Genomic DNA, 22,547 nt, shown 5'->3' with positions numbered 1-22,547 from the left:
TTTCAAACCCTGTTCCAGATGAGCTCGCATGTGCCGCTTTTCTCTGGTCATCAGGTACGTTTTCAGGCTTGACTACCCCTTCACAAATCTGGATACTTCGCCCACTGTTTTTCCAGATATATCCAATTTATATACCGGACAAAACAAATCCATAATCCCAAATAGCAATCCCGTCTTCAAAAGAGATTTTTGCTGATGCAGTGATAAAAACAATTGAACAGGAGAGATGAATGACTCAATCCGCGGCTATGGATGGCGCTGAAAAAGCGCAGATGCCAAAGCAAATACCCTATATCATCGCCAATGAGGGCTGTGAGCGCTTCAGCTTTTATGGGATGCGTAATATCCTCACGCCTTTCCTGATTACCAGCCTGCTTTTGTCCATGCCGGAAGAACTGCGCAAGGGCATGGCGAAAGAAGTGTTTCATACTTTCGTCATCGGTGTGTATTTCTTCCCTTTGCTCGGTGGTTGGCTGGCTGACCGCTTTTTTGGTAAGTACAATACTGTGTTGTGGCTCAGCCTGGTATATTGCTGCGGCCATGCCTGCCTGGCTATTTTTGAGAATAACCGCAACGGATTTTATACCGGGCTTTTCCTGATTGCCTTGGGGTCTGGGGGTATCAAACCGCTGGTGACTTCTTTTGTCGGCGACCAGTTTGACCAGTCGAATCGCTCTCTCGCACAGAAGGTATTTGATGGCTTTTACTGGATCATCAACTTCGGTTCTTTCTTCGCCTCTTTGCTGATGCCTTTCTTCCTCAAGGAATTCGGTGCCAGCATCGCTTTTGGTATCCCGGGTGTGCTGATGTTGATTGCGACCATCATTTTCTGGTCTGGTCGTACCAAATACATCCATGTACCACCAGCCCCGCGTGACCCGCATTCCTTCTTGAATGTGGTGCGTACAGCCTTGACGACCAATGTGCCTGGTCAGGCCAGGAGCGGTTATTTCATGGCAGTGGCAGGTGTCTTGCTGGCGATAGGTTCCATGTTCCTGATCCCTAAAGTCGGTATCGTCGCTGCCCTGTGTCTGGCGCTGGTACTGGTCCTGGGCTTTGGCGGCATGGGTGCCTGGATGCAGTTGGAACGTGCCCGTGGTATCCATCCTGACGCCGCGGTTGATGGCGTACGCTCAGTCTTGCGCATCCTGGTGGTGTTTGCGCTAGTGACACCTTTCTGGTCTTTGTTCGATCAAAAGGCTTCGACCTGGGTATTGCAGGCTGATCAGATGACTAAACCTTCGTGGTTCCAGTCCGCCCAAATGCAGGCGTTGAACCCTTTGCTGGTGATGTTGCTGATCCCTTTCAATAATATTGTCTTGTATCCTTTGTTGAAACGCAATGGCGTTGAATTGACAGCCTTGCGCCGCATGGGGGCTGGCATTGCCTTCTCTGGCCTTGCCTGGATCGTGGTTGGCTTCATGCAGTTGGCAATTGATGGTGGCAATGCCTTGGAAATCACCTGGCAAATCTTGCCGTATGCCTTGCTGACATTTGGTGAAGTGCTGGTGTCCACCACAGGCCTGGAATTCGCCTACAGCCAGGCACCTTTGGCGATGAAGGGCGTGATCATGAGTTTCTGGAATTTGTCCGTCACGATAGGCAATCTGTGGGTCTTGCTGGCAAACTCCAGCGTCAAGAGCGCAGCTGTAACAGAGCAAATCAAGGCAACTGGTATGAGCGTCACTGCTTTCCAGATGTTCTTCTTTGCCGGTTTTGCCCTGTTTGCTGCCTTCCTGTTTGCGCTCTATGCGCGAGGCTATACGATGCAAAACAATTATCGTCAGGCGAAATAGACTGACCGCGTTGGTAAAAGAAAACCAAAAAAAAACCGCATGATTTGTATTCATGCGGTTTTTTTTCATTCAGATACTGATCAGCGCAGTATCTCAGTCAACACTCGCCCTTCAGAACCAGAAGGCGGGCGTAAGCGTAACAGGTGGGCCAGCGTTGGCGCTATATCCATGACTTCAGCATACTGTCCATAAGCACCCGCTTTGAAGGGTTTGCCCATGAGTATCAGCGGTACATTAGTGTCGTAGATATAGGGAGAACCATGGGAAGTGCCGTGTGCTTCACTGCCAAAATACCAGTAAGGATTGGCAACCACCAGGACATCGCCTGAGCGCTGTTTATGCCATGCGCGTTGCATCAGGGTTCCCATGCGGGTGCGTGGCAGGCTGCCGTTTTCAAACTGAGTGCGGGTAAAACTATCAGCCACACCTGGCAAGCCCAGCAGATATCTCGCTGCAGCAGTTTCGACTTCGTCGCGTTTCAGGGCTTTTTGTTCTATCAGCTTGTAGTCGAGCAAAAAGTTGGGCGCAGACCATTTGCGGACCAAGTCCTTTTGTCCAAACTTTTCAGTCAGATGCTGATTCAGGTCGGCCATCATTTTCTTGCTGTCCAGCCGCTGCGCATCGCGTTTGATGGATTGTGAAAATTCCGGCACGTTAGGAAAACCATGGTCAGCTGTCAGTACAACGATGGTATTGTCCAGTCCAACACGCTTGTCGAGATAGGTGAAGAAGTTTGCCAGCATTCTGTCCAGTCTTTGCAGATGGTCATGCGACATGCGGCTTTCTGGCCCAAAACTGTGATTGACATAGTCGTGACTGGACAGACTGACCCCCAGCACATCCGGCACGCCCGACGGGTTTTGTCCCAGCTTTTCTCCTTCGATGGCGGCGCGGGCAAAGTCCAGCGTCATTTCATCCAGATAGGGGCCAGTGTACAGTTGCTTATAGTAATCGGCATCGGGTTTGCCGGACTTACTGGTGTAGACAAAGGGGAAACGCTTGTCTTTTTCCTTTTGATTGATCACCAGTTCATCATCAGCATCGGCTGCATAGGCTGCGTCAGGTAACAATGGTCGCCATTCCTTGCCATAAAAACGGTCTTGCGGTTTTGCTGCCTGAAATTGCTGTACCCATTGCGGGTGGGATTTCATGTAATAAGTGGAACTGGCAAAATTGCCCGTCTTGCTCATATACATATAGGCGGTACCAGTCTTGCCTGCCAGCAGGATCGCCCCTCTGTCCTTGCCGGAGACAGTGACGACCTTGCTGCGCTCGCCATTCGAATAACGCAACTCATCCCCCAGAGTGCTGACGCGCAGATTGGCAGGTGAAGTGCCATCACTGGACTTGGTATCTTCGCCTATATAAGTGTGTTCTTTATCTTCCGTACAATAGACCGATGCCAGCGTGACCGGGTCTATCCAGTTATTGCCGACGACGCCATGCTGGTAGGGGTAAGCGCCGGTCAGTACAGCCGAATGGCCGACTGCAGTCACGGTAATGCCATGCGCCTGATGTCCGTCAGAAAACCAGGCTCCCTGGTCCAGCAGACGACGAAAGCCTCCCTGGCCAAATTGATCGCGATAACGCACTACTTGCTCTTGTGGCAAACCATCGACCACCAACACCACGACCAGCTTGGCTTGCACTGGTTTTTCAGCGGCCAGGGTCGGTAACACTGGCAGGGCAGTAGCCACAGTGAGGCAAGTCAGTACAAAAAGTCGGCGCATTGGGACGAGGGTGTTGGGCATTCGTTTCTTCATGGTTTGTCCTGAATGGATTTCAAAAATAAGCAGATCAAAGCCTTGCTCGGCAATAACAAGCACTACAAGGTGTATTTGAAGCGCAGCTTGAAATGATAGGGTAAAAAGCGTGTATTTGCTGGCATATGTTTTTATCTACAAACAAATGAATTTGTTGAAATCACTGCCTTCAGTCAAAAACATTCTGCAAGGTATTGCATTTTATTACTTTACTCCCCTATGCTCAGCAGTAAAATATAGTGATGGGCCTATTTAGTCAGGCCCGGTCCAAGCGATAGGAATACTCTTGAGCAAAGAAAATTATTACGCTTACCTGTTTGATATCTTGCCAGTTGCAATTGCGATTCTGGTCGATGGCAAATTGGCAAAGCTCAATCCAGCTGCGCTTCAGTTACTGGAAGTCAGCGATGAGCAGCTAGTGCTAGGCAGGCCTGTTGATGAATTTGTTCATCCTCTGGATCAGCCACGCTCGCAGGGGCGGTTGAAAAAGCAGGGCGATAACTGGGCGAATGCGAATAGCAAATTCCGTGTGCGCACCAGTCAAGGCAATTTTCGCATGTTGCTGGTGATTAGCCGCGCTATCCGCTTTGAAGACCGGGATGCCGTCATGATCAGCGGCATGGACATGACTGAGCATAATGAAATGGAAGAGCAGTTACGTCTCAGTGAGTTCAATTTCCGGCGGTTGTTTGAGAACATGCAAGACGTGTATTACCGTACCGATGTCAACGGTATAGTGCAAAAAGTCAGCCCGGCTGTCAGCAAGATTTTAGGTTATTCACCGGAAGAGATAGAAGGAAGGCCCGCCGAAGCACTATATCCCAAGGCTTCTGACAGGGATGCCTTCAAAAAAGAAATCATGCTGAATGGCATGGTGAATGATTTTCCTGGGCAGATGGTCAGCAAGGATGGGCGTGTCATCGATATCTCGGTGAACAGCCAGGCCTTGTTTGACGATGACGGCAATTTTGCTGGCGTAGAAGGAATATGTCGTGATGTGACCCAGCGCAAGATGCTGGAAAGGGAGTTGCAAAGATTGGCAACAACGGATTCCTTGACCGGCATTGCCAACCGCCGGGCTTTTCTTGAGCATGCCGAGCATATATTCAAAAGTTGCCAGCGCTATCAAACCCAAATGACTTTGATGATGCTGGATCTGGATTTTTTTAAATCCATTAACGATAAGTACGGTCATCAATGTGGCGACCAGGCACTTATCCATTTTGCCGAAACTGTCAAACTGGAATTGCGTGAATCTGATTTGTTTGGCCGTCTGGGTGGTGAAGAGTTTTGTGTATTACTGCAACAGGCAAGTCAGCCAGAAGCCATGTTGGTGGCTGAGCGCATCCGTGCCCACATCCAATCCCTGCCTTTGAGCGCAGCAAGTGGCGAAACCTTTTCCCTGACGGTGAGTATAGGCATCGCCACCTACAGGCCAGAAGATGACCGCCTGGGTCGCCTGTTGGAACGCTCAGACAAGGCACTATATCAAGCCAAGAGCCATGGCCGCAATCAGGTAATTTGGGAAGCCTGCTGATGCAGCAGGCACTTCCCGGTTATTGAAGATCAGGCGCTGAGAACGATGATCAGCAACAAATAAATGATTAATGAGCAGGTTGCTATCAGTAGCAAGGCAAATGTGCGCCACAAACTGGCGAAAGTACCAAGTTCATAAGCGCCGCGCAATTGCCGGAATATATGGATAGGCGGTACAAAAATAAATAGCAGCAATGCCGTCATCGAAAAGCTGAAGGTGTTCAATATTGCTGCCACTATCAAGAGCAAAGCCATGAAAGACAGGGAGTAAAGTGAAAATACGGCATGATCGAACATGCCATAACGACGTTTGAAGATAAACATCAGCCATAAGAACGGCAATGAAATCGGCATCAGCAGGAATGATAGTTTTGAGGCATTGCTTTTTATCTTGTACAAGGTTAGCTCTGGTGTCTTGAGTGCATGCCTGACTTTCTTCTCTACCTGGGGGGATGAGAAGCTCACATTTTTTCCATCCAGTTTCTTTTCTATTGTTCGTGCGATGTCGGCCAGGCGATTGCTCTCAGGCTCTGATTTCTCACTTTCTTTTTTTGTGTCAGGAGCTGTCAATAAACTCAGCGAACTCTGCAAAGCAGTGATTTCCAGTTCAAGGTCAGTGATGTTTTCTTTCAGGTCTTCCAGCTTGGGATCTCCGGCAGGGAGTTTTGCACGCTGATCTTGCATTGATGCCAGTTTAAGCTTGTTTTCTTGCAAGACCTTGCTTATGCCTTCTTTGGTATGTGGCTGATCCGAGATGCTGTTAAGCGGGTTGTTGCTTGTGAGAGAAAATACAAAAAACATCAGAAAAATCAAAAACAAAAATAAAGCCAGCGGCGAGACATAGCGGGTACGCTGACCAGCAATGTAATTGCGGGTTAATTTTCCTGGTGAGAATATCAATGCCGGGATCGTTCTCCATGCCTTGGTTTCAAAATGAAGCAGGCCATGCAAGAGTTCTTCGATTAAATGCAATAGCGAGCGATGGATGTGTGCAGCCTGGCCGCAAGCATGGCAATAGCTGCCTTGCAACGCTGTGTTGCAATTAGCGCAGGTATGACCATGAGCTTCTGGCCCTGTCGCATGATGACTGGTTTTCTCTGCTTCATTCACCAGTATTATTTCTGTCGCCACTTCTGCGGCAGTCCCTATGTCCGGGCTCATAAATGCGCTCTCTTTTTGATGAAGGTGTCTGGTCGTTGCACTGACTCCTGTGCAAAGAAAAATAGTTTGGGCAAGGCGTAGATTTTATAATATAAAGCTGAATGTGGGCCGGGCTATTTGACTACTTAAGCCTGTTTTCGAATTATCTGAGCAGAGCGATGATGGAATGCGCGTATTAAAATACCTTTTATTTTTACCCCCACTTATGTTGAGTGCAGGTACACAGGCCCAGCGTGCAGCGTCTGGTGAAGACTGTTTCTCACTTGGCGGGCAGGCCGATGCGCGGGAGTGTCTGGGAAAACGTGTCACGCAAAGTGACTTCACACTCAGGCAAGTGGAAGCCGATACTCTGGCATCTGTGAGCGAATGGGATGATACCGCCGCAAACCGCGCGCGCGTTAAGAGCAAATTGCTATCGTCAGGCAGGCAATACCTGCTTTACCGGACAGAGCAATGTGAGCTACAAGCAAACCTGGCAGCAGGTGGTACTGGCACATCTCACAGACGCTACTTATGCATACTGGAAATGAACGAACAACGCATCGCTCACCTGCGAAGCGTGAAGGAAGTGACGAATCGCTAAATCAGGCTGTAATTGAACTTTGTTTACTTATTTACGCACGTCGTTTGCATGCCTGGTGCTGTGCTGCTTATTTGATCTGCCAGTTCAATATCTGCGTTGATCAGTGTCATGCTTTTTCTGTTGCAATTGAAATCGTTTAGTTCTTGATTACAAAGGTGCAAATGTCGTCGCTGACGCCTGGCTGGGACAATTTTGCGTAAGTGCTACAAGGTGAATAAACGCATCGCCATGCTGAATTGCGATGCGTTTGAAACAGTATCCAGCGCAGCTTACAGCCACCCACTCTTACGAAAACGGTAGTATAAATAAGCGCAGGTTGAAAATATGATGCCTACAGCCAGCGGGTAGCCATATTGCCATTCCAGCTCGGGCATGGTCTTGAAGTTCATGCCCCATATACCAGCAAAAGCGGTTGGCACCGCAAAAATTGCAGCACCCGCTGCCAGGCGCTTGTTGACTTCACTCTCGTCTATGGCAACCATGGACAAGTTCACCTGTATTGCGGTGCTGATGGTGTCGCGTATGGTGTCGATTGACGTGTTCACACGATATAGATGATCATATACATCGCGAAAATATTCCTGGGTATTGACACACAAGGCAGGTACGCGGCCGCCGAATAATTTACCGCTGGCTTCCATCAAAGGCGTGACTGCATGTTTGATCACCATGATCTTGCGTTTAAGCTGGTACAGGCGCTGTATATTCGCCCTTTCACTGCCCTTGGTGAAAATCTGTTCTTCGATGAGTTCCAGTTCTTCTTCCAGTGCTTCCACAACAGGGAAGTAGCGGTCAACGACGGCATCAATCAAGGCATAAAAAACAAATGATGAGCCATGCTTGAGTAAATGCGGCTCCCGCTCACAGCGCTGGCGTACGCCGAGAAAATTTTGCTGGCAACGGTTGCGTACCGACAGGACATAGTTATCACCGACGAAGATATTAAGTTCTCCTATATTCAGTTCACCGTCTATCATTTCTACCGTGTGGATGACGGCAAACAAGGAGTCGCCATACTCCTCTATCTTTGGCCTTTGATAACCATGACGCGCATCTTCGACAGCCAGTTCATGTAACTCAAATTCCACCTGCATTTCCTGTAATTCTTCATCCGAAGCATCGCGCAAGGCTACCCAGACAAACTGGTCCTTATGTTGTACATAGTCGCTGATTGCTGCCACTGAGATGTCGGACAGTTTGCGACCTTCCTGATAAGTAACGCAGTTGATTAACATGTTTCAGTTTTCCATTTTTTTGTTTGGAGAAGATACCAGTTGTTCTAGTCTGATCCAGTATAAGCACGATGTAAACCCTGGTTTGGCATGGTTCATTTTGTGTCGTAAGAGGTAGTGTCGCTGGCGCGCCACCAGCGTTTGTCTACCCGGAAATTGAAGCGACGCCGGAATTGCAAGGGGCTAATTTGGGTTTCTCTTTTGAACAGACGGCAAAATGAGCTGTTGTCGCGGTAGCCGCATTGCTCAACGATAGCGCTGATATCCAGCATACTAATTTCCAGCAGGTGCTTGGCTCTTTGTATGCGTAGTTTTTGCAAATACGAAAGCGGAGACATGCCCAGCACTTCACTGAAATAGCGATTGATCGTGCGCGGGCTGACGGCGGCGGCATGTGCAACTTCCTGCAAATTATAGGGACGACTGAGATCGGTCTCCAGCCATGCGCGCGCCTTGAAGACGATGCCATCACGCGCTTTGGCAGACAACACCAGATTCATGTCGGCACTGATCTTATTGCGCTCTTCCCTGTAATAGGTGGCATCAATGGCGCTATTGGCCAGGGCATCTCCAGAGTGCAAACGTATAATTTCATAGATTAAACGGTAATTGCTGGCTGGGGCACCAGTGGTAAAGATGTTCCCATCGACCACAACCTCATGACGCAGATTCAATAAAACATTTGGATAATTATCTGCCAGCCATCCACTCATCATCCAGCTCATGGCAGCTTGCTTGTGCTCAAGCAAGCCTGCTTCTGCCAAATAACCTGTGGCGTTATAGCTGGCAGCGATGATGGCCCCAGATTGATGGCGGGAATGTAGCAAGGCTTTTTCTGCGGCCCCGGTTTTAACGCGCCTGTCCAGATCATAAATAGTGACTATTTGCAGGCCAGGCACAACCAGCGCGGTTTGCCTGGCGGGCAGATATTCATCGGCGCTATCGAAACCTGGTGCCATCACACTTTCCAGCCAGGGCAGGTGCAGGGTCTTTCCATGTACATCAATGATGCGCCAGCGAAATGGCAGGGCACGGCTACCTATGCTGCTTAGTTTTTCTGGATGTCGCAAACTCCAAAAGGTGTTCGCTGCCGTAATGGCATCCAGGCTGGTCAGCATGGCACCCGGCATACAACCCTCCAGATAAAGCAGGTCAAAACGAATTGGTAACATTTGATTACATAAATTTGCTTACAAGTCATGGTTGGATTGGCATAGCTCTTGTCTATTTTAGCTTATAACTTTAGTCAGGGCATGAATATACTTACTGCGCAGAAACGATATTTCTGCTTCCAGAAAGTGGGTGCACACGCCACAGGAAAGGTCTTTTTTCCCTTGGAACCGGTTTGCAATCTGACTGCGCGTGCGTGATCGGGGATCATGTGCTGCTCAAAATGCTCATGTACGAGAGTACATTCCGCTTTTTGCGCTGCGCTTCACCCCGCTGACGCTCGCTACAGATCCTAAACAGGTTCTTAAAACCGCTTACTACTTTGGATAAGATCATGCACTCGCTCGCTCAGACAAATACCATCATCGGTATGCCGCTCGATGTCCCGCGCAAAAATAATGACGCTGCCTTTACCCAGCAAACCCCGGTGTATCCATGGCCAGATAAACAAAACTCCAGCTTCAAGGTCAAACTGGTGAATTCCAGCAACGATCATGAATCCATCAGCATGCTGGTGAATCAGCGTTATTCTTCACGTGGTTACACGAACCATGAGTTGCGCAAGACCATGAATGTCTTGAGCCTGCAAGCCACGATAGAAAACCGTACAGTTGGTACTCTCAGTGTGCAATTCGACTCTGAGGAGGGTTTGCCACTTGATAGCCTGTATCAGTTTGAACTCGACAGCTTGCGGCGTAAGGGTGCAAAACTATGCCAGTTCACCAAACTGGCAGTGGAGAAGGAAGTCAAATCCAAGAGTGTGCTGGCATCCCTGTTCCATATTGCAGAGATTTGGGCTTACCAGGTCCGTCACTACAACTATATCTGCATAGAAGTAAATCCCAGGCATGTGACGTTTTATCAGCGCATGTTGAGTTTCACAATTTTGAGCGAGGTTCGTGAAAATCAGCAAATTCAGGCACCATCAGTCTTGCTGGGTATAGACTTGAATTATCTCGACACACTGGTGAAACAGTTTGGTGGAAAACCAGAGTTGGCAGACAAGGAGCGCTCTTTCTACCCTTATTTCTTTTCTCCCGAAGAAGAGTTCAGTTTGGCAGGGCGCCTGCGTAGCATGAGTGAGAATTAATATGAAACAATCGCTAGACAAGCAAGTTGGCTGCACTCCTGCTTTCGATTATGACCAGGCATTTTCACGCAACCTGGGCTGGTTCACGGAAGCAGAGCAGGCGCAACTGCGCGGCAAGAAGGCGGCGATTGCGGGCATGGGAGGCGTCGGTGGCGCGCATTTGCTGACGCTGGCCAGATTGGGTATTGGTGCTTTTCATATTGCTGATTTCGATCAATTTGATTTGCCAAACATGAACCGGCAGGCAGGTGCCATGCTATCCACACTGGGACAGGACAAGACACAAGTCATGCAGGCCATGGCAAAAGATATCAATCCTGAATTGCGGATAGAAGTATTTCCACAAGGTGTGGGGACTGGCAATATGGATAGTTTTCTCGATGGCGTGGATATTTATATCGATAGCCTGGATTTTTTTGCCTTTGATGCCCGTCGGGCAGTCTTCGCTGCTTGCTATCGCAAGGGCATACCGGCAGTCACCGCCGCTCCCCTGGGTATGGGGACTGCCGTGCTGGCTTTCATGCCCGGCAAGATGAGTTTTGATGCATATTTTCAAATGCAGGGACAATCTGAATTTGAGCAAGGCTTGCGTTTTTTACTTGGCCTGGCACCAGGCCGTTTGCATATGCCTTACCTGGTTGACCCCAGCCGCGTCAGGCTGGATTTAAAGAAAGGACCATCGACGGTGATGGCTTGCCAGCTATGTGCAGGTGTTGCAGCAACTGAAGCTGTAAAAATCCTGTTGGGTCGCGGCAAAGTGGTTTGTGCGCCACGTGGCATGCATTATGACGCCTACCGGCAAGAGTTGAAGAAAACCTGGTTACCTGGTGGTAACCGCAATCCCCTGCAAAAAATCAAGCTGGCCATCGCCAGACGCATGCTGGGCCAGAAATTCGCGACGGCAGGAAGGCAACATGAGCCCGCTTGAATACATACTGGATAAAGCACGCTGGGCACCCAGTGGCGACAATGTGCAAAACTGGCGTTTTGAAATAATTTCAGAAGATGCTTTCATCATCCGCGCCTTTGATACCCGCGACACCGTCGTCTATGATTTCGATGGTCGCCCCAGCCAGATCGCCCTGGGTGCGCTACTGGAAAACATTAGTCTGGCCGCCAGTCATCAGCAGCGACGTGCAGAATTTTTGCGCATGGACAGCCAGGAAAATAGAAACGATAGCAGGACGCTTGCGTATCAGGTCAGGCTCTTGCCTGTTGATATTTGTGTTCCACACCCATTGGTGGACATGATAGAAAAAAGAAGCGTGCAAAGACGTGCCCTATCCACCTCAAGCTTGAGTGAAGAACATCAACGTGCGCTGGAACAGGCAGTAGGTGAGAACTTCAGCATATGCTGGTTTGGCGGCTGGCAACAGCGCTGGAAGATGGCGAAGTTATTATGGCGTAATGCAAAAATACGCCTGACCATGCCTGAGGCTTTCCCTACCCATAAGAAAGTCATAGACTGGGGTAAACAGTTCAGTGAAGACCGTATTCCCGATCAGGCCATAGGTATGGATAAGCTGGGACTGTTGCTGATGCGCTGGGCCATGCATAGCTGGCAACGGGTCAACTGGATGAATCGCTACATGGCAGGAACCTGGCTGCCACGTTTGCAGCTCGATCTGATTCCGGCATTATTTTGCGCCACGCATTTCATGATCGTGGCAAAGCAAGAACCACAAACGGTAGAAGACTTTGTCGCTGCCGGCCGTAGCCTGCAAGGCTTCTGGCTAACGGCCACACAGTTGGGCATACAATTGCAGCCAGAAATGACGCCGCTGATCTTTAGCTGGTATGTCAAGGCAGGGCGCTCCTGTAGTGATACCGCTGGCATACAAGAACAGATGCTGGAATTACAGCAAAGCCTGGCAGCATTTTGCCATCCTGCCATATTGAAAAATACCAGCTTCATGGGAAGAATCGGCTATGGCAAGCCTGCACAATCACGTTCCTTGAGATTGAAGTTGCAAGATTTATTTCTTCAGTCCAGCAGTGAGGGAAAAAATGATACCAGCGACTATCTGACAGGTCAAAAGTGCCTTGATAAGGAGCACAGTTGATTGACACAAATTGTGTAATCCGGGCAATTGTTACTGTTACGCCGCAGGGTCCGCATCGGGAACCGGCGGCAACAGACGCAGGTATTCTTTACGGACGACCTCATAGCATTCGCAGGCGCGCGCTTCCATGGCGTGCCTGTCCAGCACTTTGATGTGACCACGCCTGACCGCAATCAATCCATCTTTTTGCAGTTGGCCTATTGTTTGCGTAACGCTCTCGCGACGTACCCCCAATAAATTGGAAATCATTTCCTGGGTGATCACGATATCTTCAGAATGCAATCTGTCCATACTCATCAAGAGCCAGCGGCATAGTTGCTGATCCAATAGATGATGTTGATTGCAAACTGCAGTTTGTGAAGTCTGGCAAATCAGCGCTTGTGTATACAGCAAAGCGTATTGCTGCAACTTGCCTCCCAGGGCAAACTCCCTTTTCATGATCTTTCGGCTGAGTTTGTATGCCTTGCCAGTGCTTTGGACTTCTGTGCTGGATGGCATACTATCGCCACCCATGAAAATGGAAATACCGACCATGCCTTCGTTACCTACCAGTGCAACTTCACTGGAAGAACCATCTTCCAGTGCATAGATGAGCGAGACGACGCCAGAAATAGGAAAATACAGGAAACGTACATGATCACCAGACTCCAGCATGGTCCACTTTAAAGGAAGGGATACCAGTTCCAGATCAGGCAAGATACGCTCGTAATCTGCCTTGGGTAGCGCAGCTAATATACTGTTCTGTTTTGGGTTTTCAGACCAGACAGCTTTGGTTGGTTTTTTCATATGGCCTTGGAAGTAGCTTGTTTTTGTCTACCACAGGCTTGTATCAGCTGTAATGTCAAAGTAGCTTACATGGTTTTACGTTTAAAAAAAAGCGGATTTTGTTTGAGCACGAAGAAGTCGCAGCACTGTGCTCAAATATATGCTGCGTGCACCAGATATGTAGTGTTTTTGCTAAAAGCTCATCCCGGCGACAATCACCGTATAAATCAGCAGCGACAGGGCCGCAATGCATAGCAAGGCTGCCGTGCGCCACAGGCTGGCAAAAAAACCCAGTTCATAAGCATCGCGCAGTTGCACAAACATATGCACAGGCGGGACAAAGGCAAATAATAAACCGGCGATGGCAGTAAGATTGAGTTTTGCCAGTAGCGCCATACACATCAGTAAAATACTCATGAAAGACAACGAGTACAGCGAGAACACTGCATGATCAAACAGGTTATAACGCCGTTTGAATACAAATAATAGCCAAAGAAAAGGCAAGGAAATTGGCATCAGCAGGAAAGCCAGTTTGGCCGCATTGGCTTTCAATTTGTAGAAAGTGAGGTCCTGATTTTTTTCGGCACGGTCCAGGATTTTTTTTATCCATCTCACTTGGGTGATGTCATATTCACTACTGGGGTTTTTGTTTTCCGCTCCTGTTTTCAATTGCTCTTTTTCTTCTTTTGCGAGACGCTGGTTTTCTTCTTCCAGTGCAATTTCAAGCTTGCTCAGTTTTTTCTGGGTGCTGCCCAGATCTTCGTCTGGCAGTGATGCCGCCTGTTTTTCTTGCGGCAATGTGAGTTTGTTCAGAGTCTCTTTGGTCTCGTAGATTTCCAATACCAGTTCATCCCTGGATTTGTAACTACCCTTTAGTCCTGTTACCGGGTCTTTCATCGTCAATGAAAAGACAAAAAACATGGCAACGATCAGGAATAACAACAGCGCCAGTGGTGACACGTAGCTATGGCGCTTGCCAGCAATATATTCACGGGTAAGTTTGCCTGGCCTGAGTATTAGCGCAGGCAGGGTGCGCCAGAGCTTGTGATCGAAATGCAGGATGCCATGCAGAACTTCTTCAAAGATATGCGCCATCGATCGATGCACATGGGCTGGCTGGCCGCAAGACTGGCAATAATTGCCGGCCAGCGGCGCACCACAGTTTTGGCAAAGTTGAGTATGGCGTGGTGAAGCCGCTTCTTTTGCTATGGGAAAGCGCGTTTGACTTTCCGGCAGTTTTTTATGGACTTGCTGTGTCGCCTTGTTTTTTTTCTTGCTGCGCATGCCTGTATCCGATTATTTTTATCGTGGTGTCGATTCTGATTGTGACACTTTACTATTTAATATTCAAATCAATGCAGTCAAGCCAGTAGCTACCCCTGGCAAGTGACGCTCATGCAAAGATCAGGTCTTTCTCATTGAGCAGACAGGTGCAAGCTGGCCCCGGCTATGAATTGTATACTTGGTGGTTGACCTGATTTTGACCATCCTTGTATCGCACAGGTTCGCAGTGGTCTTTTTGTGGACTCCACTTATAAGATCTGCAAATGAATCCGGTTTTCGGACATACAGATTCAAGTTTGACAAAGAAGGCACGAATTTCACTCGCTGAATTTTCTTGCTTGAAATGCTCACGCACCATGGCAATGCATTGTGTCAATTTCTCTGGCGCGATGCCAGCTGGCGCTCCTTTTTCATACGGAGCATTGCCGGTATAGGGAGCTGCTGGCGAAATTGAAGCTGGTCCGGACTGGGGGCCAGAACTTTTGTCCTGGCTCCCAGTTTCTGCAGGCGTTGCCTGGCTATTGTTCGCGTTTGTCGAATTGAGAATAACCTGACTGCCCTTGGGCGCATTTTGCTGATCGCCAAAATGCAGACGGCCATCTTTATCGCGCCACTTATGGATTTCTCCGGCGTTAGCGACTGACAAGGAAAGAATTGTGGTTGCCAGTAAGAGTAATTCGCGAATATTCATGATGCTTTGGCAGTCTTGTTCTTCTCGGTTTTTCTTTGCAAGACAAAAATAGGCTGCGCCCACTCGGTATCTTTTTTCTTCTTGCTGGTGATCAGTGTCAGTTCAGATGGATCGTAGACATCAGTATTGTGCGTCAGCGGCGTGGTCATCAGATACTGGGCATCCGTGTTTTTGAGGAACTCACCAACCAGCTGGATGTTGCGTATGTCCAGATGGGCGAAAGGTTCATCGATGAAGACAAAGCCGCCAGAACCATCGTCAGATTTCAGCAGGCCTATCAGCAGTATCAGAGACTTCATGACTTGCTGGCCACCGGATGCTTCACCATCGTTCATACCTATCGGGCCCTTGCCGTCAAATTTGAAGCGAACATGCAAGCCAGCTTGTGCCAGTTGTATATCGTCATTTTCCAGCTTGACCGGGTCGGTATGCACTTCTATACCTGCCAACTCACCGAGTTGCTTGATGTTCTTGCTGTAAGACTTGATCGTGAAGCGCAGCCTGTCCATATAGGCGGCGCGGGCATTCACGGTGGCTTCTATCGCCCGGTTATTCTGGTAGCGGCGTTCATCAGTTTCTGCCTGGCGGCCTTGCAGCAGTGCATTCAGACGGGTGTACTGATCGACTACGGTGGAATCAGTTTCCCAGTCATCACGCGCCAGGTTATTCGTCAGGCTGCGTATGCGCAATTCTATCTGGTGGACGTTTTCATGTTCGGCGACCAGTTCCTTGCGATGCGAAGCGCGCTTCCAGTTGTGCGGCAGGGTATGCCAGGTGTCGCGCATCGCGCGCAGGGTTTCGAATTGTTCCTTGCGTTCATCGGCGTGGCGTTTTTCTGAGCTGCGCAATTGGGCTTCGGCATCGGCAATCGCGGCCTTGGCCTGTTCCCATTTCAAATGAGCGACCGAGCGCTGTTCAGTGGCGGCCTTCAGCAGAGGGGCTATTTCACCGAGGCGGCCACCCACTTCCATGCGCTGCTGTTTCAGCGGCTGGGTGTTGCGACTGGCTTCTTCAAATTCGGCATGGCGGGCACTGAGTTCTTTTGCTGCATCAACACCTGCCAGGCGCGCCTTGTAGGCACTGATTTCACCAGCCAGCTTGCTGATCTGCATGGTCAGCACATCTTCTTGTGATTGCAGGCGTGGCAATGACTTTAGCAAGGCTTCCAGGCGCTGGGTGCGGCCTGCATTACCAAAGCGATAGCGCGATACTTCGACGAACAGCGAACGGCCACCACGGCGCTCGAAATGATAAGCGTCAGGCGTAATCCATTCCTGATTCTTGGGCAGCTTCATGCCCAACTCAATTGAGCCTACCGTGTCTATGCGTTGTAGCTGCTCTATCAACCAGCCTGGTGCCTGGCCGGTGAAGTTAACGACCGACAGCAGACTCTGGTCCTTGACCACAGGTGCGCTGATACGGTCCGGCACGATGAAATGGCTGTAGCGCTGTTTTTCACCTATGCGGTAAGCTGCAGAGGCGTCAGTTGCCTTGTCCAGCAAAATCACTGAGGTATAACCGCGCAATACACCTTCTACTGCAGCCTGCCATTTGGGATCAGTAACTTCTACGATCTCTGGCAACATGCAATGCGGAATATTTGCCTCCGCCAGTGCACGGCGCATCTGGCGCACATTCTCAGGATCAGGCAGGGCAGACTTGCCTTGCAGCGCGGCGATGGTTTCCATCTCGCCAGCGATACGCTGGGTCAGGGCATCACGTTCCAGCTTCTGGCGCGACAGTTCGGCTTCTTTTTTCTCCAGATCGTCAGCGATATTGGCGACATCGGCATCTGCTTCTGCAGCCAGTTTTTGCAAGCGGGCTTTTTGTTCCAGCAAGCTTTCCTGCGGTTTCAGTTTGCTGTTGATCTGTCCCAGTTTTTCGCGCAGAGATGACTCTTCTGCTTCCAGTGCAGCTTCTGCCTGCTTGGCATCCGTGACTTGCTGCGCCTGTTGCGCCAGGTGCTGGCGGCGATCAGACAGGGCCAGGTCTTGCGTCTTTAAAAAACGTTTGCTGGCCCGCAGGGTCTGACTGGTAGTACCCGCTTTTTCCAGTGCTTCATGGTATTGCAGGGTAGGCAGTATTTCTTCCTGCAGATCGCGCTTTTCCTTGTTCAGGCTTTCATACTGGTGGTAATTGGCAACGCGCAGGCGCAAGCCTTCCAGATTGGTCTTGGCACCTTCAAGCTCGGTTTCAAAGCGCTGCAATTCAGTTTCGGTATCACGTTGATGGCGCTTGGCATCATCATAGGCATCCAGTACTTCTTTGTCGCCAAAGACTTGAAACACCAAGTCCAGCAACTGGCGCGGCGCGTATTCACACAGCTTGTCAGTCTCACCCTGTTCCAGCGCCAGTACCTTGCCCATGGCATTCGACAGCCCTGCATGTGACAGACGTTTGCGATAGCTTTCCACGCCCAGCCAGTCGTTGGCTTCCTGTATCTCTTCTATTTCGGTCTTGCCACTGCGCATGAGGTATTGACGCTTCCAGTCACCACCATTTTTCTCTATCTTGCAAAACAGCGTGACTTCATCTTCATACAAACCCGACATGCGGAAAGGGCGGTTGGAAATCTGCGGCCCAACTGCACTGTTATCGACGACCGCACGTATCCATGCCGTTTGCTGGCCAGAGTGGCGGGCATAATGTTTGTAGGAACGCCCCATGGAACATTCCAGGCCGAACAGGGTGCGCAAGGCATCCAGCAGCGTGGTTTTACCCGAGCCATTTTGCCCGGCGATGGTGATGATCTTGGCATCCAGCGGGATGTTCTTGATACGTTGCCAATAATCCCAATGGACAAGTTCCAGCGATTTGATATGAAACATGGTGCTTATTCTTTTTCGGTATTGGGGGTGAAGTCAGCGCCAGTGTTTGCACTTGCATCGTTGTTGGCAACAGGTGTTTCCACGCTTGCTACATTTGTTTCTGTAGCAGCTTCAACTTCAGCTGGAGTTTCAACCACAGGTGCGATGACGGCTGGTGTGCGTGGTGCCGGGATGTGGAAGATATCTGACAACGCACCATTGATGATGCGGTCTTTCAGGGTGTCGGTATCCATTAGCAGATCCAGCAGCGGGCCTTCCAGGATCAGGTCGGCCTTGCGTTCGATAAATCCTACGCGTGCCAACTGACCCAAGTTCATGTCCATACGGGTTTTCTTGCCCAGCTTTTCACCGAAGTCTGCCAGCAGGGCGCGGTAAGAGATGCCTATCGAAGTGTCCTCTGCACGCGGCATGGGTTTGTCTTTGCCGAACATATCATTCTGGTCTTCTTCTGCCAGTTGATGGGCTTCCTGCCGTTCGCGTTTGGGCAAAATAATCAAGGACCACAAGACCACCAGTAAGGCCACGCCATCGCGGGCCAGGCCAAAATTATTATTCTGCCAGGTTTCTTTGGTGCCAAATACCTTGGATTCGCTATCGCGTGTCAAGGCCAGAGTGACATAGTCTGCATACACATTATCGACAAACTTCATGCCGCAGGCTTTCAGGCGTGTGTCGATCTCGGTACGAAATAACTCATCCGACAAGGCGCGTTTAACCAGCTTGTCTTCACGGCGCAGGGTCTGGTGCGCCAGCAAGCGGGCGATCAGGATTTGAGCATCTTCGATCATGGTGTTTCTCTAGTCTGTACAGGCGGTGCTGGTGGTGCGGATGGGTCGACGGGTGCAGATGGCTTTGCTTTACCGGCGGTAGTGGCTTCAGTAGGGGCACTCAGACTGGCGATCGACATTGCCGCAACATGTTCATCATGCACCTTGTGCATTTTGTCTTTGGAATTGAAGACCAGTGGCAGGCGTGCCAGTATCCCGGTCGCACCCTGCAAGGCGGATTCATTGGCATCTCCCAGCAAAGGCAGCATGGAGGCGCGGTATGAGGCAATCGAAAAATTCGACGGTAATAAAATATCCTGCAACGAGATAGGTTTTTCCGATGCATCAGCCTCAGTCAGCAAGGCCAGCCAGTGATCAAGCTCATGCAGGGCATCGCTATCATCATTGGCAATTGACGGTGCATTTTCACCGGCAGGCAAAGCACCGACAAGTGCAGAGACGCGGTGGCTCAGTAATTCGCTCTCGGCTACATCGATCATTTCCGATGGCGTAATAAACATAGGCGTCACCGGTTTGGCCAGCGCATCATCTGCTAATGCAGCCAGATCATCTTTTTGCAGCAACCAGGTTTTGATATCGGTAGTCGACAAGCCAGACTGACCCAGGTGCACACGTTGGCGTTCAATTTGGTTCAGTGCCCGCGAGAACATGCCCTGCATATTCAACAAGGCACTCTGTGCACGGCCTATCGCCTGTGCAGCCCTGTGGGTTGCCGCATCGGCACGGCTGTCATTGGTGATGGCATGAATGATCTCTGAGCCTTTTTCTACCCAGTCGCAGGCGGTATGCCATTTTTGCTGTGCAGTGCGCAGCTGGAACTCCGAACCTGAGGCAATCGCATCCGAGAATTCTTCCGTCAGTTCAATCAGGCGACCCAGCAAGTGATGCAATTGCTCCACCGAGACGCCACCAACTGCCTGGGCACCAGCGACCTGGGTGAGCATATAACTCATCTCAGCCTGGTCATTGTTTTCTTCGACGTGCAGCAAAGACTCTATCGCTGCCAGTACGTTACGGGCTGTCGGTGCGATGCGGTAGACCGACTGGCTGGCATCCCAGATCAGCAAGCCGGTTGAGCGCAGGCGCGACAATACCGTCTCCAAAGCATCTGCTTCGAGATATCCCAGTTTGGCATTGATATCCGCCCGGCTCAGCGACGGTGTTTCCACATCCGCTGTCAATTCCCGCAAAACCAGCAGGCGCAGCAATACGCCGTTGAAACCGCCATGGAACAAAGCCGTGAAAGCCTGCAATACAGGCTGGCCACGCTTCAGGGGGAATACAGCGGAAACGTCTTCGGGAGTAATACCAGGCTTGAAATAGGTCTGCAGAGCGAGATCGTCTTCGTTCTGAACCTCAGCTTCGTTACTTAAATTTTGCATGCGGTATTATACGCATCTCATCGTAAATTCTGTTTTCATTATGTCATCTAAATACTATGGATATTGTCGTTTTAGTAGTGTTGGTCAGAGTAAGTACTCAATTGACCGCCAGGAGGATTATATCAAGCACTACGCTGGACAGAACAATTTCCACCTAGAGGACATATTTAGCGACAAGGGGATTAGTGCTAAGGCTGGAGCCAATCGCCTAGAAGGAACAGCTTGGGCTGATCTTATGGGGGTTGCAAGAGCGGGCGACCATATCTTGCTTGAAAATCTTGATAGGTTTAGTAGGGAAGACGTAAGGTCTGCTCAAAGAGCTATTAACGACGTGCTTGACGTTGGAATTGCTATACACGTTATAAAGTCAGGGCTTGTTCTACATAAGGACAGCGAGAGTATAGACATTGACATTATTCGGTCAGTGTTTGAAAACAGCGCTGCTCATAAAGAGAATGTTAAGAGAAGTCAAAGAGCTAAGGCTGCACATAAGAACCGTCTAGAGAAGCTACAAGAAGGGCAATTCGTGCAGGTGCATACGCCTTACTGGATTGAGAAAAGCAGCTCTGAAGGGACATATAAGCTGAATGAGGGGGCATCTGTGGTCGAGAGGATGTTTGCTATGTGCAATGAAGGCAAAGGAACCAAGCAGATAGCTACAGCGCTAAATCAGGGTGGTATTAAGACGCTTAGAAGTGGGAAGACTTGGACTCAAGCAGGAATACTGTCTGTCCTCAAAAATAGGGCTTGTATTGGTGAGTACAAAGGACGGGAAGGTTTTTTACCTGCTGTTGTGACAAAAGAGATGTTTGATCTTGCGCAGGTTTATATTGCCGACAGGAAATTAAATAAGACGGGGAGGAATACAGGCAATTTCAATGTGATGAAGGGGGTAAGTGTTTGCATGCATTGTGGTGGAAATATGTACTTTCAGCAAAGAAATAGAGCCTCTGGTATGTGGCTGGTCTGCAAGAATAAAAGCAATGGTTCATGCGTAGGTAGAGGCGGTGCAGATATTAAGGGTGATCTTGCTCTGAGACTATTTAGAGAGATAGTAATCAAGATCGAGGATGAAGATGCAGCTAGACCAATACTCAATGATTCAGAGTTGAGAGACGCACAAAATAAGCTGAAGAATTGGGAAGCTGACATGCAAGAGAATTACAGCACCGCATTAGCTAAGATGGTCAGCACGCAAGAAAGAATTGTTAATAAGCTAAAGCAGGAGCATGACAATGCGATGGTGCAACAAAGTCTCGGTGGAGGTTCTAAGCAGGAAAGGATTGATTTATTAAATAATGCTGATGATGCAAGCAAAACTAAGCTGAATACACTCCTTCGAAGAAAAGGGGTCAAAATAGAATGGGGCAGAAGTCGAGAGGATGACACAGATTGTGGACTTGCTAAAACTGAGAATCTGGCTGTGTCTGCTCAGGGAGGCGAGATAACTGTATTGCCACTTACTCAAGATATGTTGTGGAAGGCCGCAATAGATGGGGATTTCAATGCGGACTGGTTCAGGCAGATGTATAAGAAACACAAGGACAAAATGACTGATATCCCAGATGATTTTGATAAGTTGTGGCGTTGATTAAAGCCCCCCTGAAGAGCAAGTAAGTGTTCGACAGGGGGATTCAGAGTTTTATACCCAACCAGCGTGAGTCTTCAGCCAATTCAAGACATTTTGAGGCAGGTTTAAGCTAGCAGCATCCACAGGTACTATCTTGCAAACAAATAACCTGTCATCACCGTCCACAGCAGTCTGAAGGTGATTTCTGATTGCAAGGGCTGTACCTTGGTTTGCTACGAGCCAAAGTGATTCCAGCACCCTTACATTTGGGCCAAGTTTTAAAATTGCTTGATATAGCTGTGGATAGTCCTTGAATTTCTTCAAGTCATAGCTGATTTGATAAATATTAGTATTCAACATAATTACACCTTGTAGTTAATTGCCAAAAAAATTAGGAAGTAACTGCCCTGCGATATACGGCAAGGCAGTCCTAGTGATTAGCCTAAGTCTTTTACAGGTGTATTTGCGTTGGTCGATTTGACCAAGTCGATTGCGTGCAGGCAATCTGCTTTGTAGTAGTAGCTTTCGCCACTGGCAATCGTCTCATGGTTAGCTGCTTTCAATCTCCAGCGCCATTGAGTAGAAGGGTGATTAAGTAACCCGGTAGAACTATAGATTTCGAAGTACATGATGTTACCTTTCAGGTTGATAATTAATTAAGGACTCTGAAAAGAACACAATTGATGCAAGTTAGGCTTGCCATAGAGGGTGTAAATAATTTTGTGTAAACGGTCATTTAGCAGGAGACTGCTACCCTCAAGGAGAAATGATGACCGTTGCAAAGCGTAACAAGCGGGCCAAGCCCGACCCGGAATTGCTCAAACTGGCCGATAGTCTGTTGGCCA

At 49.2% G+C, this 22,547-nt stretch carries 19 protein-coding genes; 7 read left to right on the top strand and 12 right to left on the bottom strand.

The genetic code is table 11. The features are described from left to right. Positions 1–230: 230 nt before the first annotated feature. On the top strand, positions 231–1,796 hold the full coding sequence (locus tag Q8K39_RS23310; RefSeq protein ID WP_305263550.1) for an oligopeptide:H+ symporter: 1,566 nt from the start codon (positions 231–233) through the stop codon (positions 1,794–1,796). Between the two features lie 80 nt (positions 1,797–1,876). Here Q8K39_RS23310 and Q8K39_RS23305 read toward each other — a convergent pair whose 3' ends face one another. Next, a complete protein-coding gene (locus tag Q8K39_RS23305; RefSeq protein ID WP_305263549.1) occupies positions 1,877–3,559 on the bottom strand; it encodes an alkaline phosphatase family protein in 1,683 nt (560 codons plus the stop codon). 286 nt (positions 3,560–3,845) lie between these two features. Between Q8K39_RS23305 and Q8K39_RS23300 the strand changes: the two genes are divergently transcribed. Beyond that, on the top strand, positions 3,846–5,096 hold the full coding sequence (locus Q8K39_RS23300; RefSeq protein ID WP_186952574.1) for a GGDEF domain-containing protein: 1,251 nt from the start codon (positions 3,846–3,848) through the stop codon (positions 5,094–5,096). A 29-nt stretch (positions 5,097–5,125) separates the two neighbouring features. Here the strand turns inward: Q8K39_RS23300 and Q8K39_RS23295 are convergent, their stop codons facing one another. Next, positions 5,126–6,256 carry a DUF3667 domain-containing protein gene (locus tag Q8K39_RS23295; protein WP_305263548.1) on the bottom strand — a complete coding sequence of 377 codons (1,131 nt, stop codon included), beginning with the start codon at positions 6,254–6,256 and terminating at the stop codon, positions 5,126–5,128. 166 nt (positions 6,257–6,422) lie between these two features. Between Q8K39_RS23295 and Q8K39_RS23290 the strand changes: the two genes are divergently transcribed. Beyond that, complete coding sequence (locus tag Q8K39_RS23290) at positions 6,423–6,839, top strand: lysozyme inhibitor LprI family protein (protein ID WP_305263547.1); 417 nt, start codon at positions 6,423–6,425, stop codon at positions 6,837–6,839. 269 nt (positions 6,840–7,108) lie between these two features. Here Q8K39_RS23290 and corA read toward each other — a convergent pair whose 3' ends face one another. After that, positions 7,109–8,074: a magnesium/cobalt transporter CorA gene (gene corA / locus Q8K39_RS23285; protein WP_305263546.1), complete on the bottom strand. Its 966-nt coding sequence runs from the start codon at positions 8,072–8,074 to the stop codon at positions 7,109–7,111. Between the two features lie 92 nt (positions 8,075–8,166). Next, a complete protein-coding gene (locus Q8K39_RS23280) occupies positions 8,167–9,243 on the bottom strand; it encodes a GlxA family transcriptional regulator (protein WP_305263545.1) in 1,077 nt (358 codons plus the stop codon). A gap of 332 nt (positions 9,244–9,575) precedes the next feature. On the opposite strand from Q8K39_RS23280, the gene Q8K39_RS23275 reads away from it, so the two are divergent. From Q8K39_RS23275 to Q8K39_RS23265, 3 genes are read left to right on the top strand one after another with little or no spacing between them, the layout of a single operon-like run. Further along, positions 9,576–10,331, top strand: coding sequence for an N-acetyltransferase (locus tag Q8K39_RS23275; protein ID WP_305263544.1), 756 nt, complete (start codon positions 9,576–9,578; stop codon positions 10,329–10,331). Between the two features lies 1 nt (position 10,332). Next, positions 10,333–11,259, top strand: coding sequence for a ThiF family adenylyltransferase (locus Q8K39_RS23270; RefSeq protein ID WP_305263543.1), 927 nt, complete (start codon positions 10,333–10,335; stop codon positions 11,257–11,259). After that, complete coding sequence (locus tag Q8K39_RS23265; RefSeq protein WP_305263542.1) at positions 11,246–12,394, top strand: nitroreductase family protein; 1,149 nt, start codon at positions 11,246–11,248, stop codon at positions 12,392–12,394. The genes Q8K39_RS23270 and Q8K39_RS23265 overlap by 14 nt, the downstream gene beginning before the upstream one ends. Positions 12,395–12,430: 36 nt before the next feature. On the opposite strand, the gene Q8K39_RS23260 is transcribed toward Q8K39_RS23265, so the two are convergent. From Q8K39_RS23260 to Q8K39_RS23235, 6 genes are all read right to left on the bottom strand, one after another. Continuing rightward, positions 12,431–13,180, bottom strand: a complete 750-nt coding sequence (locus Q8K39_RS23260) for a Crp/Fnr family transcriptional regulator (RefSeq protein WP_305263541.1) — start codon at positions 13,178–13,180, stop codon at positions 12,431–12,433. 171 nt (positions 13,181–13,351) lie between these two features. Then, positions 13,352–14,443: a DUF3667 domain-containing protein gene (locus tag Q8K39_RS23255; RefSeq protein ID WP_305263540.1), complete on the bottom strand. Its 1,092-nt coding sequence runs from the start codon at positions 14,441–14,443 to the stop codon at positions 13,352–13,354. Between the two features lie 163 nt (positions 14,444–14,606). Further along, complete coding sequence (locus tag Q8K39_RS23250; RefSeq protein WP_305263539.1) at positions 14,607–15,197, bottom strand: DUF4124 domain-containing protein; 591 nt, start codon at positions 15,195–15,197, stop codon at positions 14,607–14,609. Then, positions 15,131–17,962: an AAA family ATPase gene (locus tag Q8K39_RS23245; RefSeq protein WP_305263538.1), complete on the bottom strand. Its 2,832-nt coding sequence runs from the start codon at positions 17,960–17,962 to the stop codon at positions 15,131–15,133. Before Q8K39_RS23245 ends, Q8K39_RS23250 begins: the two co-directional genes overlap by 67 nt. Before the next feature lie 5 nt (positions 17,963–17,967). Then, positions 17,968–18,750: a hypothetical protein gene (locus tag Q8K39_RS23240; RefSeq protein WP_305263537.1), complete on the bottom strand. Its 783-nt coding sequence runs from the start codon at positions 18,748–18,750 to the stop codon at positions 17,968–17,970. Beyond that, on the bottom strand, positions 18,747–20,132 hold the full coding sequence (locus Q8K39_RS23235; RefSeq protein ID WP_230413626.1) for a hypothetical protein: 1,386 nt from the start codon (positions 20,130–20,132) through the stop codon (positions 18,747–18,749). The genes Q8K39_RS23240 and Q8K39_RS23235 overlap by 4 nt, the downstream gene beginning before the upstream one ends. A gap of 40 nt (positions 20,133–20,172) precedes the next feature. On the opposite strand from Q8K39_RS23235, the gene Q8K39_RS23230 reads away from it, so the two are divergent. After that, on the top strand, positions 20,173–21,723 hold the full coding sequence (locus tag Q8K39_RS23230) for a recombinase family protein (RefSeq protein ID WP_305263536.1): 1,551 nt from the start codon (positions 20,173–20,175) through the stop codon (positions 21,721–21,723). 51 nt (positions 21,724–21,774) lie between these two features. Here Q8K39_RS23230 and Q8K39_RS23225 read toward each other — a convergent pair whose 3' ends face one another. Together Q8K39_RS23225 and Q8K39_RS23220 are read right to left on the bottom strand one after the other, a co-directional pair. After that, positions 21,775–22,062: a hypothetical protein gene (locus Q8K39_RS23225; protein WP_305263535.1), complete on the bottom strand. Its 288-nt coding sequence runs from the start codon at positions 22,060–22,062 to the stop codon at positions 21,775–21,777. Positions 22,063–22,139: 77 nt separating this feature from the next. Beyond that, entirely contained in the window at positions 22,140–22,331 is a 192-nt protein-coding gene (locus tag Q8K39_RS23220; RefSeq protein ID WP_305263534.1) for a DUF1508 domain-containing protein, read from the bottom strand. Positions 22,332–22,547: the final 216 nt, after the last annotated feature.

It is taken from the genome of Undibacterium sp. (assembly GCF_030683615.1).
In the GTDB taxonomy this organism is placed as follows: Bacteria; Pseudomonadota; Gammaproteobacteria; order Burkholderiales; family Burkholderiaceae_D; genus Undibacterium; species Undibacterium umbellatum.
The sequence above is the reverse complement of the archived record's forward strand: the minus strand, read 5'-3'. Positions and strand labels throughout refer to the sequence as shown.